The following is a 13,163-nucleotide window of genomic DNA, read 5'->3' as shown; positions in this document are numbered from 1 at the left end:
AAAATAAAATCAATAAAATTCTTATATAATCAATATGACCTGACATAAGTCAGGTCACATGTTGTCCAGCGTCTATATTCTCTATCTTGTAGCTCCTGTGGTAGACTCACCTCTATGGGCTGGTGTGCTACTTCGTCTTTGAGCACTTGATGGTGCCTGCTTACGAGGCGTCTCAGGTCTTCCCGCCGCACTCTTAGAGCCCTTCTGTCTGTCACTCATAATCTTAGGAACAGCTTTTACATAGTAGTAATACTCATCATCCTCAAACTGCGTATTCTCAACACTTGAGTAGTCAACAACCGTCTTGAAGAACTGTACTATGATCGCCACCAGTATCGCAAGGATACATCCAAGCAGTGCTCCGCTTAATGATATCTCAGTCTCCATAGAAAGTGTTCCAACCAGGAATAAAACAATCTCCACTATACCACCTGTTATTATTGCCACATACCATGAGTATGCAAATGACATTCTGTAGATGATATATGTCAGCACTATAACGACTGCAAATACTATTATTGTGAGAAGCAGTGTCTTATCCTGTACAAGATGTTCAAATATGTACTTGTAACCCTCTACTATACTATCCGCAGGTGTTGTTGATGCAAGCTGCATATAATCTGCGGTATACTTCATAAAGAAATAGAATATACATCCAAATGCAGCCGGTATCATTCCAGCAAATCCGATAAGCATTCCCGCAAGGAGCGGCATAAAATATGCGAACTTGATGATGTACAAAAATGGCATAAACATGATGACCCATGACGCCTTTGGAAAAAATCTTATGTATACACAATACATGATCACAAATATTATCACAAAAGTGATTCCTAGCTCAATGCTCGCACTCGCAACCTGAGCACATGCATACACACCGCCGATAGCAAGTGTGAGTGAATCTGAAAGAAACGCACATACAAACGAAGCTGCAAGAACAACTACCATACTGCTCATCATGCTGTTATATCCTGTAAGATGTGCTATCGACCAGAACATCACTATCGCCAATATAAACTTGCACAGAGGCGATACGAACTTATCATATTTACTACAGAAATCCTTTACTCCATCTCGGAATGACAAAAGTGCTGTCATAATTACTTAGCCCTCCTCTTTCTTTTTTCAGAACCCTTTGTCCGCTCTTCTTTCTCATAAAATTCAATCAGCTTCTTGAGGTTCTGATTATACTTGATGAGTTTTGGCTTTGCCTTCATATATCTATATGTATATAATACCCAGGCAAACAATGCAAATCCCAGGCAAACTATAGCATAGCTTCCTATAATCTCACCCGCAACACTTAGGTAATCAAGTTCCGTCAACTGTTCAACGATAGAACCTATATTGTAATAAATGTATGCAACCGCAACTACCACAAACAAAACGGTTGAAGAAACAATAGTCTTCAGACAATTAAGTTTTACATAATCGCTCTGAAAATACTTTCCCTTTTCAAGATCTTCCTTTCCGAGGGATTCCTTATACATGGCGATCTTCGTCATCAATATGACTTTTTCCTCATTAATCATCGCTTTTTCTTTCTCCTTATATTGTCCATAAGCCATAAATGCCCATAACTAGCAGTATTATAACCCGATGAATACCAATTCGCAAGTTTTATATTGTAATTTAATGACTGTTAAGCATACGCACTGCCCAAGTCATACCCTTACCATGTCCGTCCATTATAGTAATTGTAGCCGTCTTTGTATGTCTCATAGGTATCCATCTCGCTGTTTCGCTGTTTTAAACTGTCCCCCTGTATCTCCTGAAGTTTTTCCTTTATCTTTTCCTCCTCCGATGCAGAGCTCGATCCCTTTTCTCCATCACTGTCATCCGGGGTATCATTATCATTTTGCTGATCCTTATCATCCGAACCTCCAGATGATTCCTGATCCTGAACTGACTGCTTCAGCTGTTCCTCAAAAGCATCTATCTCATCCTTGAGTGTCTGTGCATCCTTGTTGTGACCATCCTCGTCATTCCTGTGCGCACAGCCATTTTCCACCAGTATATTTCTGGCATCATCAAGAAGCTCAATCGTCTCATCAAGATTCTCTGCGTTTACTGACTCAGGATCTATCTGTTTCACTATAGCTAATGCAAGATTTATCCTTGTCATACAGTCTCTTTCCCCACGCGGCTTGTATCCAAGTGCGGTCCTGTACTCCTCCTCAGCTCCCTGGTAATCTTCCTCATTGTAATAAACATTTCCATTATTATAATGATATATATACGGCTGAAAAAAACCCAGAACCTGATTTACCTCGCTGCTTTTATATATCCCCTTGTCATAATTTCTGATAAACCGCATATTGCATATATAATTGACTGACAATGGTACCAGACACAGCAGTCCCGCTATACCTAGTCCCGTAACGATCTTTTTTATCATATCTGTTCCTTTCGCCAGGCAAGTTCTCCGGACTTTCTTCTGATATCGATAAACTCCCATATCATGACCAGTACCAGCATAGCCGCAAATATATAATATATATCAGCATATCCTGAAACCTTTCCGTCTTTGCTCTCCGATGCAGACTCCCTCTTGATCTTATTGATCGTAGTGTCAATGTTTGAAGCGTCGTTCATATTGATATATTTAACGTCCATATCATCTGCAATGCTTTTCAGATTGTCTTCATCGATCACTGACACAGCAGGCTTTCTCGGATAGGATGAGGTATCTTCAATGAGCTCATCCTGACCTGTATAGCTTGACTTCATATACATATTGCCGCCCTCTGTTGTGCCGTATCCTAGCACGGCGCCGCCATCAACATATTTGGCAGCCGACTTGAACGATTTCAAATTCTCTTCATTTGTGATCTCACCGTCGCTTATGAAGAACACAACAACACTTCCATCGGCCTTTTCCCTGGCCCTCTTGAGCGTATCTGTCATCACATCAATGCTGACATTCATGGATGTGCCTTCTGCATACAACTGCTCAAGTGGATACAATGAATCTATCACATCCTCTGCATACTGTGAATTGTTTGTAAATGGCGCCACCAGATTCGCATTGTTGTTAAAACTGATCACCGCAAACTTTGCTCCGTCAAGTTCTTCTATTATATGACCGCAGTCCTTCTTGACCGCAGTAAGTCTCTCCGTATCTCCGTCATAATCACGTGCAAGCATGCTTATCGTGTCATCCACCACAAACAGCACATATGTATCCAACGTCTGCGTATTTGAGCTGACATTATCACTTGGAACCATAATCCTGAGATTTATGAGAAATACTAGGACTATCGCTATTATCTGTCTGACATACGCAATTCGGCTTCTCTTCTTTAGGAAGATCATTCCAACACACAATATGCCCATCAGCCAGATCGGTATTATTGGATCAATTTTCATAATTGCCACCCGCTTTTATCTGATTTATGTTCTCATCTGTGATATCACAGCTTTATGACTCTGCCGATACATGTCATCATTACAAATATTATCAGCAATGCCACAAATGGCCATTCAACCTTCGACTTCTCCTGTACGATCATCTTTGCATCGACCTGGTTTTTACTGCTTTTTTCTATGGCTGTAACTATCTGGTCAAACGTTCCCGACTCCTCTTCCATGAAAAACTGACCACCTGTACTCTCCACTGCTTTTTTCATGGATTCCCTGTTCTCGTCTGTCATCTCCTTAGTTCCGACTCCATATACAGTCACACCATTGTTCTTGCATATCGAAGCTGCATCATCCAGCGTAGCCACCGGATTTCCCTGAATATCGTTATCAGTTGAAAATATCATTATTTTTGTTCTGGTTTTATCCTTATCGGAAAAGTCACATGCTGCTGCCGCAAGTCCGTCACCTATAAGTGAACTTCCCCTCTGCTCATTTCCAACCAGTGTTCCCGAAGTTATATAACCTTCGTAATACAGCCAGTCATACATACTACTCAGATCTGTGCTGTACAGATCCGAATCGTCCTCTGAATTCCTGACCTTCAAGCTTTTATCGATCATATCGAGCTGTTCTTTTATGAACTCATAGTCATCCGTGAGCGGTGACAATAACACCGGACTTGTGTTAAATATGACTATTCCAAATCTTTCTCCATGCAATTCATCCACGGTTTTCTTGAGTTCCTCCAGAAGATTTTCATTCAGATAATCAACTGAGGTCGATATATCTATGCACAACATGATATCTCTGCAATAACGCTCATCCTGAACACGCTCTTTGCTGTACGGTCTGGCCATCATCACAAATGCGGACACGACAGCAACAATACTCAATATCAGCAAAGCCGCCATGCAGGATCTGTACACCGTCATCTTTCTCTTGAAATAATCTTCATCTCTGCTGTATAAAGGTCCTGCAATCTTCTTGCCGCCCTCATATGTATTTCCTTTTTTCTTGTTCCGTATAAACAGGCTGATGACCATGCCCAGTGCCACCACAGCTCCGAGCCAGATCACCCACATGTATTTTATATCCATCTCTCTATCGCACTCCTTGTTCTGGCCAACGAGTTCCTGACATCACCTTCTGATCTGCGTGCAAATTCCGGCGCATAATATTCTGCCACCAGAGAATACAGATCAGGAATACCCAAAGTTCCTATATCCCGGAGTGTATAGTTCTGAACCTTTATGTCCGTCATCTCATGCACAAACTTCCTTATACACATGCTCATCTTCTGGTAGGCATGACGAATATCCAGTCTGCCATTTTCAAAATCCATGCCTATGACATCAAGCTCAGCTATATACTTCCTTCTTATCCTGTCCTTGTCCTCCGGTCTCAATTCTCTCACAACAGGCTTTTTAGGCCTGTTGGAAAACCTTTTCCGGATAAACACGATGATCCAATATATCAGAACTGCAAGCACTACTGCTCCAGCAGCCACAATCGGCCATATCGCGTATGAAAATGGTTCCTGAAGGCTTACTGAACTCTCCATATTTACTCTCCTTTATCCATCTGATTATCTGTAGACAGCTGAGCTCTCCTGCCTGTGCCTGCCTAACAGTTCAGCTATCTTTTCATCCATGTCCTCTGTCGAATCAATGATCTGATATGTCATTCCAACGGACTTCATCTTCTCCGCGCATTCCTCTGCAACCTTCTGTCTGCGTATTTTTTCATTGCGGGCAATCTTTTTATCCTCCGAAATAAAATCCGGCAGATAATGTCTTGCCGCCATGTCATAGACACGTTTTCCCTTTATATCGACATCATCCACACATATCAGAAGTATGTCATTCGTTGCCTTCAGCTGTTTTAAAAGCCTGCCAGAAAGTCTGTTCATGCCATCCATATCTGTAACTATCAACATGATCATCTTCCTTCTGATATTCTTTGATATGAACTCGAGTGCCGCACTTAAATCTGAATCATTGTCCATGGATGTATCTCTGTCATATGCTGCCATAATATTTTCCACATTGAAAAGCCCTGTCTTAAATGGGAAATGCCGAATGGATGATTTGTCTGAATACGTTGCGCTTATATAATCTCCATTTGCACTCACCATACATGCCAAAGTTCCCGCCGCCATGAGCGCCACGTTTTTCTTTTCCTGCGTCTCGTTCGCGTTTGCAAGCATTCTCCTGTTAGTGTCGAGTACCAGCATAATATTATGTTTTTTCTCCGCTATATACTGTCTAACAAGGACCTTCTGGCTGCGCGCAGTCGCATTCCAATCCACATCCTTTATATCGTCCCCGGCAACATACTCTCTGAGTTCGTCAAAGTTCATGCTTCTTCCCTTATATATGGAATTGTATGAACCGTCAATTATCCTTGATGTCGCCCTTGTCGTGTAGATCGTCTTCATGCCTTTCATATTGCCCTGTATGAGAGGGACATATGTCATCTTCATATATTTTTACCTGCTCTCTCTGAAGAAGTTCCATTTTCCATCTGCGGTCAGCACCGTAGGCTATGGAGTCTTTACAGCACCTACGATCGCATCTATTATCTGTTCTACCTTTATGTCATCTGCCACAGCGGCAAATGTCAGCATGATCCTGTGTCTGAGAACCGAATATCTAAGTGCCTTTACATCGTCAGGCACGCAGTATCTTCTGCCATTTATGAGTGCAACCGCCTTTGCAGTCTCCATAAATGCTATTGCCGCTCTTGTACTTGCTCCCATGGCAACATACTGGGCAAGCTTTGGATCCATAAATTTATCAGTATTTCTCGACGCCTGAACAATATCGACTATGTATTTCTTTATAGCCGGATCTATATATACTCTCCTGCACAGCTTCTGAAGATACAGCACATCCTCCATGGATGCCACCGCGCTGATATTTGTAAATACATCTGACTCCACTCTGTTTAATATCTCAATCTCATCTGCCGGATTTGGATATGTGAGTGTCTCCTTCAGAAGGAATCTATCAAGCTGAGCCTCAGACAGCACGTATGTACCCTCGGATTCTATCGGATTCTGTGTCGCTATTACAACGAACACCTCCGGGAGCTTGTAGGTCTTGCCCCCTATACTTACCTCCCTTTCCTGCATCGCCTCAAGCATAGCGCTCTGAGTCTTTGCACTTGATCTATTGATCTCATCGAGAAGTACAAAATTGGAATATACTGGACCGATCTTATCCTCAAATGTATTTGTCGCCATATTGTACATCTGAGTTCCTATGATATCACTTGGTATAAGATCCGGTGTGCACTGTATCCTTGAAAAAGAACCATTCACCGCCTCAGTCATAACGCGGGCTGCAGTCGTCTTAGCAAGTCCCGGGACTGACTCCAGCAGAACATGTCCATTTGTCATCATTGCGACCAAAAGTGAATATCCCAGTCCTGGCTGTCCAACAACTTTGCTGTTATAATAACTGAAAAGCCTGTTTATTATCCCTACGGCTTTCTGTATCTCCTCGTTTGATATCTCCCTGTTTAATTCTGTGTTTTCCTGCATTTTTACTCACTTTCCTTTTACCTTTATACCACTGCTTTCAGCATATGTAACATTAACTGCCTTTTACAGAATATACCATATCACATATCAACTCAAATTAACAAATATAAAGCTATTTCATATTAATTTTCTCATAGAATTCCCTATATTATATAATTATAAGCAAAAAAAGTGACCAGGGATTACCTGGTCACCATAATGAGGGGAGAGAGGATTCAAATAAATGAAAACTCTACTCTCACATATTAACTTATACTCACTTATAAGTCAACACTTTTTTCATTTTATTACTTAAATACTTTATTATTCTGCGTCAGCCACCTTTGTGTCGGCACTTGCATAACTTTCCGGATTTTTCTGTTTGATAACCTTAAGTATAAATACAAACAGAACCATAAGTGCTATAAATATTGGCAGCATCACAAACCACTTAACATGCAGTCTGTATGTGAGCGGTCCGACTATAGCGTATGATATAAATGACAGCGCTGCAGCCGTTATGGCATATGGAAGCTGTGTTGATACATGGTTTACATGGTTGCACTGTGCTCCGGCTGATGCCATTATCGTGGTATCTGATATAGGTGAGCAGTGATCTCCGCATACAGCTCCCGCCATACATGCTGAGATAGCTACTATCATAAGCTCGTTGTTTTTTCCCTCAAATACAGCACACACGATAGGAATGAGTATTCCAAATGTTCCCCATGATGTTCCTGTAGCGAATGCCATAAGGCAACCTACAATGAATATAACCGCCGGCAAAAGGCTGAACAGACTTCCTGACGCTGATTCCATAGCATTCTGCACGAAATCCTTTGCGCCCATCATATCTGTGGTTCCCTTAAGAGTCCATGCAAATGTCAGAATCAATATTGCAGGAACCATAGCCTTGAAGCCCTCAGGTATCGCCTCCATACATTTACTAAAGTCAAGTACACCTCTTATCACATATAATAAGATAGTGATCAGCAGACCAAACAAACTTCCTATTGCTAGTCCAACTGAAGCATCACTGTTCGAAAATGCCTCGACAAATCCTGTTCCACTGAAAAATCCACCTGTGTAGATCATTCCTATAACACAGCATACAACAAGACAGATGATCGGTATTATAAGATCTATAACCTTTCCATTACTGTTGACAACGTCTGTCTCCTCAGCTGTGACAGTTTTCTTCCCATCTCCAAGTGAGAGAAGATCACCCTTCAGCGCATTCAGTTCGTGCTTTTCCATAGGGCCAAACTCTACCTTCATAACTATCATGGCAATCATCATAGCCAAAGTTAGGAATGAGTAATAGTTATATGGTATAGCCTTTATAAACAGGCCAAATCCATCCTCACCTTTTACAAATCCACTGACAGCCGCAGCCCAGGATGACACCGGTGCAATAATACATATAGGTGCTGCTGTGGCATCTATAACATACGCAAACTTCGCTCTCGATATCCTGTGTTTGTCAGTCACTGGCTTCATGACACTACCAACCGTGAGACAATTGAAATAATCATCAATAAATATAAGTACACCTAACAGTACTGTACAGAGCTGCGCGCCCTGTCTGGTCTTGATATGAGTCGCTGCCCAGTCTCCAAATGCCTTTGAACCTCCAGCCTTGTTCATAAGGGCAACTATCGTTCCCAGGATGACAAGGAATATAAGTATACCCACATTGTAGGAATCTGAAAGCTGAGCTATAAGTCCATCCTGCAATACGTTTGATATACTACCTGTAAAACTAAAACCTGATGCAAACACACCGCCTATTACAATTCCTATAAAAAGTGAACTGTAAACTTCTTTTGTTATAAGAGCAAGTGTGATGGCCACAACCGATGGTACAAGCGCCCAGAACGTTGCATAGGTCGATGGTGATGGAATCTTATCCACATATATGGACACAATTCCAAGAACCGCGATAATCAAAATCACCACGGCGATAGCAATTAGATTTTTCTTGCTGCTCTTCATCTTGATCCTCCCTGATCTTTTTCTTTTTGTATAGTATTTGTATGTGATAATTCATTGTAAGATAATGTATTATCACGTCACATAATTAAAGTTATATCATATAAACCGGTTGTTTGAACAGTATTAATAACCTTTTTATTTTATTTTTTATATTCATGCAATCACCTTACAATATGCATTTTCAATCAAAAACAGTCAAAATTTATTATAAATATGTAAATATGGTGGAAAACAGTCAAATGCTATTGCACTAAAAACATTTTTGTCATATTATCAGCTTGTAAGCAAGAGATGAACGAGTCATACAGACTATGACAATTGCTTACGACCACAATTTTATAACATTGACAATTTACTATTTTTTGTTATTTACTCCCTTTTTGTAGTCAGCAATGACTACACCCCAATCCCTTAATTGGTACAGCCGCCGAGCGGCTGTACCCCTCCCTTAGGATTTCGATAATGGTTCAGGGAATTAAAAGCGGGTAAAAGCTAGTTTATGAGACATACTTTCCCATATCAGCTCACAAAAAACTTATATATAAAAGAAGCAGAATCATGATAGCCTAAAAACGATTCTGCTTCTTTTATTTTCTCTTTTATTATTTCTTTTGCTATTTCCCTTATTCTTATATTGTTCATTTATTTCTTTCTTGTTTTGTCTATGTGCGCGCAACCAAAATGTGCGCAACTCACGCTTGTTGTCTTACCATTTGATTTTTTTAGATTGTTTGAGCATATGCATTAGTTTATAATCATTTATTCGCGTGTATTTGAGTAATATATGATCAAAAACAGTCACAATCGCCAACTTATATGGTATTATGGCTTGAAAGCTTGCAAAGCTATTGCAATATTATTCCATTTGTCATATTATCAGTTTGTAAGCAAGAGATGAATGAGTAATACAGATTACAGCAGTTGCTTACAACTACAATTTTATAACATTGACAATTTACTATTTTTTGTTATTTACTCCCTTTTGTAGTCAGCAATGACTACACCCCCAATCCCTTAATTGGCGCAGTCGCCAAACGGCTGCGCTCCTCCCTATGGATTGCATGAACAGAGGGTAATTGCTAGTTTATGAGACATATTCTCCCATACCAGCTCACAAAAAAACTTATATAAAAGAAACAGGATTATGATCGCCTAGTCATAATCCTGTTTCTTTTATTACATTTTTTTCTTGTCTTGATCAACATTATTTTTGAAGGTATTTTTTATTATTACTCCAATATTTTATACGTTTTTACAAATTTTACTTTACTTCTCTTCTATAAAACCTTTAAAATTCTTTTCAACCAGTTTTCTGGACACCATCACCTGGTGATCACATCCAGTACATCTAAGTCTGAAGTCCATTCCAACCCGGAGTATCTCCCAAGCGTTAGTTCCACATGGATGAGCTTTTTTCATCTTTATAACCTGACCTACATTGAATACCATATAAACAATATCCTCCTCTGTTATTCCAATATAATTTACAATACACTTTTATAAAATAAAAAGCTGAAACCTTTAACAGTTTCAGCTTTCATCTTAATCTCTTTGTTTAGTGCCCAAAGCTGGAATCGAACCAGCGACACGAGGATTTTCAGTCCTCTGCTCTACCAACTGAGCTATCTGGGCTTACATAAAAGTAGCGGGGACAGGATTTGAACCTATGACCTTCGGGTTATGAGCCCGACGAGCTTCCAGACTGCTCCACCCCGCGGCAAAAAAATAAAATGGGCGGAGATGGATTCGAACCATCGAAGCATTACGCAGCAGATTTACAGTCTGTCCCCTTTGGCCACTCGGGAATCCACCCATTTATTGCTTTTGGCAACTTCTTGCTTTAAGCAAAAAGCCGATGATCGGACTCGAACCGATAACCTGCTGATTACAAATCAGCTGCTCTGCCAATTGAGCCACATCGGCATATTAAATTGTCAAATGACCCCAACGGGATTTGAACCCGTGTTACCGCCGTGAAAGGGCGATGTCTTAACCGCTTGACCATGGGGCCAGGTTTTTAAAAGCAGCTCCCCGAGTAGGGCTCGAACCTACAACCCCTCGGTTAACAGCCGAGTGCTCTACCATTGAGCTATCGAGGAATATCACCTGGTAAACCACGGCGTCTTAGTCAATAATAACACATTTGACTTGAAAATGCAAGTACTTTTTTACTTGTACCTTCAGAATTTCACACAGAAAGCTAGTAACCTAACCCCATCTAATAACCAACGACTGTTTCAAAGTAAACTTTATTCTTTACTGTGTATGCCTTAGATTCTGCACCTTGCAGATATCTTACACACTTGCGTATCTCCAAAGCTTATCTCTTAGAAACCTCTAAGGATAAGTCCTCGACCTATTAGTACTTCTCAGCTCAGTGCGTTACCGCACTTACACTCAAAGCCTATCAACCTTGTAGTCTTCAAGGGGTCTTACTCCGAAGATGGGATATCTTATCTTGAGGGGGGCTTCACGCTTAGATGCCTTCAGCGTTTATCCCTGCCAAACTTGGCTACTCTGCCATGCCTTTGGTAAAACAACAGATACACCAGAGGTTTGTCCATCCCGGTCCTCTCGTACTAAGGACAGCTCCTCTCAAATATCCTACGCCCACGCCGGATAGGGACCGAACTGTCTCACGACGTTCTGAACCCAGCTCGCGTACCGCTTTAATGGGCGAACAGCCCAACCCTTGGAACCTGCTACAGCTCCAGGATGCGATGAGCCGACATCGAGGTGCCAAACCACTCCGTCGATGTGAACTCTTGGGAGTGATAAGCCTGTTATCCCCAGGGTAGCTTTTATCCGTTGAGCGATGGCAATCCCACTTTATACCACCGGATCACTAAGTCCTACTTTCGTATCTGCTCCACCCGTCGGTGTCGCAGTCAAGCTCCCTTCTGCCTTTGCACTCTTCGAACGGTTTCCAACCGTTCTGAGGGAACCTTTGAGCGCCTCCGATACTCTTTCGGAGGCGACCGCCCCAGTCAAACTCCCCGTCAGACATTGTCCCCCAGCCGGGTCACGGCTGCAGGTTAGAAACCCAGTACTGTAAGGGTGGTATCCCAAGGTTGGCTCCATGGCAACTGGCGTCACCATTTCCTAGCCTCCCACCTATCCTGTACAGACAGTACCGAATCCCAGTATCAAACTGGAGTAAAGCTCCATGGGGTCTTTCCGTCCTGGCGCAGGTAACCAGCATCTTCACTGGTATTTCAATTTCACCGGGTGTGTTGTTGAGACAGTGCCCAAATCATTACGCCTTTCGTGCGGGTCGGAACTTACCCGACAAGGAATTTCGCTACCTTAGGACCGTTATAGTTACGGCCGCCGTTTACTGGGGCTTAAATTCAAAGCTTCGATTGCTCTAACCTCTCCTCTTAACCTTCCAGCACCGGGCAGGCGTCAGCCCATATACCTCACCTTTCGGTTTTGCATAGACCTGTGTTTTTGCTAAACAGTTGCTTGGGCCATTTCTCTGCGGCCATATTTCTATGGCACTCCTTCTCCCGAAGTTACGGAGTCATTTTGCCGAGTTCCTTAACAACACTTCTCCCGCCGGCCTTAGGATTCTCTCCTCATCCACCTGTGTCGGTTTACGGTACGGGTACTCATGAAACAATAGCGGCTTTTCTTGGCAGCTGGCTCACACGCTTCTCTACTAATGTTCGATCCACATCGCGCTTTACATTTCTCACACGGATTTTCCTATGTGACTGCTATACGCTTGTACCGGCTTTTCCATTTCCGGCTCGTGCTCTCCTTCTGCGTCCCCACAGTTCTGTTCATAAGCAGTACAGGAATTTCAACCTGTTATCCATCGACTACGACTTTCGTCCTCGCCTTAGGCCCCGACTTACCCAGGGAAGATCAGCTTTACCCTGGAAACCTTAGATATTCGGCCTTTAAGATTCTCACTTAAATCTCGCTACTCATTCCGGCATTCTCTCTTCTTAACTCTCCACTGCTCCTTACAGTACAGCTTCATCGACTTAAGAATGCTCCTCTACCATCCTTTCGGATCCACAGCTTCGGTGTCGTGTTTTAGCCCCGGACATTTTCGGCGCAGGACCTCTCGACTAGTGAGCTATTACGCACTCTTTGAATGTATGGCTGCTTCTGAGCCAACATCCTAGTTGTCTTCGAAATCCCACATCCTTTACCACTTAACACGCACTTTGGGACCTTAGCTGGTGGTCTGGGCTCTTTCCCTTTTGACTACCCAACTTATCTCGTGCAGTCTGACTCCCGTACATCATCTACGCGGCATTCGGAGTTTGAT

Annotated in this window: 11 protein-coding genes, 6 tRNA genes and 1 rRNA gene (1 of these 18 cut by a window edge); all 18 read right to left on the bottom strand. The window is 42.1% G+C overall.

Annotation, left to right across the window (positions count from 1 at the left end; all coding sequences use genetic code 11):
* Positions 1–81: 81 nt before the first annotated feature.
* On the bottom strand, positions 82–1,098 hold the full coding sequence (locus NQ536_RS03485) for a hypothetical protein (protein ID WP_004849537.1): 1,017 nt from the start codon (positions 1,096–1,098) through the stop codon (positions 82–84).
* Between the two features lie 2 nt (positions 1,099–1,100).
* Positions 1,101–1,532, bottom strand: coding sequence for a hypothetical protein (locus NQ536_RS03480; protein WP_022059581.1), 432 nt, complete (start codon positions 1,530–1,532; stop codon positions 1,101–1,103).
* Between the two features lie 140 nt (positions 1,533–1,672).
* Positions 1,673–2,398, bottom strand: a complete 726-nt coding sequence (locus NQ536_RS03475) for a tetratricopeptide repeat protein (RefSeq protein WP_004849533.1) — start codon at positions 2,396–2,398, stop codon at positions 1,673–1,675.
* Entirely contained in the window at positions 2,395–3,369 is a 975-nt protein-coding gene (locus NQ536_RS03470) for a vWA domain-containing protein (RefSeq protein WP_004849530.1), read from the bottom strand. The genes NQ536_RS03475 and NQ536_RS03470 overlap by 4 nt, the downstream gene beginning before the upstream one ends.
* A 44-nt stretch (positions 3,370–3,413) precedes the next feature.
* Positions 3,414–4,460, bottom strand: coding sequence for a VWA domain-containing protein (locus NQ536_RS03465; RefSeq protein WP_004849526.1), 1,047 nt, complete (start codon positions 4,458–4,460; stop codon positions 3,414–3,416).
* Positions 4,451–4,924, bottom strand: a complete 474-nt coding sequence (locus NQ536_RS03460) for a hypothetical protein (RefSeq protein ID WP_004849525.1) — start codon at positions 4,922–4,924, stop codon at positions 4,451–4,453. Before NQ536_RS03460 ends, NQ536_RS03465 begins: the two co-directional genes overlap by 10 nt.
* Before the next feature lie 24 nt (positions 4,925–4,948).
* Complete coding sequence (locus NQ536_RS03455; RefSeq protein WP_004849522.1) at positions 4,949–5,845, bottom strand: DUF58 domain-containing protein; 897 nt, start codon at positions 5,843–5,845, stop codon at positions 4,949–4,951.
* Between the two features lie 60 nt (positions 5,846–5,905).
* Positions 5,906–6,907: an AAA family ATPase gene (locus NQ536_RS03450; RefSeq protein ID WP_004849519.1), complete on the bottom strand. Its 1,002-nt coding sequence runs from the start codon at positions 6,905–6,907 to the stop codon at positions 5,906–5,908.
* Between the two features lie 303 nt (positions 6,908–7,210).
* The gene (locus NQ536_RS03445) at positions 7,211–8,881 is read right to left on the bottom strand and encodes a Na+/H+ antiporter NhaC family protein (RefSeq protein WP_004849518.1); all 1,671 of its coding nucleotides are present in this window, start codon (positions 8,879–8,881) and stop codon (positions 7,211–7,213) included.
* A gap of 519 nt (positions 8,882–9,400) precedes the next feature.
* A complete protein-coding gene (locus NQ536_RS03440; protein ID WP_004849515.1) occupies positions 9,401–9,523 on the bottom strand; it encodes a hypothetical protein in 123 nt (40 codons plus the stop codon).
* A gap of 624 nt (positions 9,524–10,147) precedes the next feature.
* Complete coding sequence (locus NQ536_RS03435) at positions 10,148–10,330, bottom strand: DUF951 domain-containing protein (protein WP_004849510.1); 183 nt, start codon at positions 10,328–10,330, stop codon at positions 10,148–10,150.
* Positions 10,331–10,440: 110 nt separating this feature from the next.
* Positions 10,441–10,513 (bottom strand) — tRNA-Phe (locus tag NQ536_RS03430).
* Positions 10,514–10,524: 11 nt separating this feature from the next.
* A tRNA-Met gene (locus NQ536_RS03425) sits at positions 10,525–10,598 on the bottom strand.
* Positions 10,599–10,612: 14 nt separating this feature from the next.
* Positions 10,613–10,694: transfer RNA gene (locus NQ536_RS03420), tRNA-Tyr, on the bottom strand.
* Between the two features lie 37 nt (positions 10,695–10,731).
* Positions 10,732–10,804: transfer RNA gene (locus tag NQ536_RS03415), tRNA-Thr, on the bottom strand.
* Positions 10,805–10,820: 16 nt separating this feature from the next.
* A tRNA-Glu gene (locus tag NQ536_RS03410) sits at positions 10,821–10,892 on the bottom strand.
* A 16-nt stretch (positions 10,893–10,908) separates the two neighbouring features.
* Positions 10,909–10,980 (bottom strand) — tRNA-Asn (locus tag NQ536_RS03405).
* 240 nt (positions 10,981–11,220) lie between these two features.
* Positions 11,221–13,163, bottom strand: a 23S ribosomal RNA gene (locus tag NQ536_RS03400); it runs 937 nt beyond the window's last position.

Source organism: Coprococcus eutactus (genome assembly GCF_025149915.1).
In the GTDB taxonomy this organism is placed as follows: Bacteria; Bacillota; Clostridia; order Lachnospirales; family Lachnospiraceae; genus Coprococcus; species Coprococcus eutactus.
Note: the sequence above shows the minus strand (reverse complement) of the source record. Positions and strands in the feature narration are given on the sequence as shown.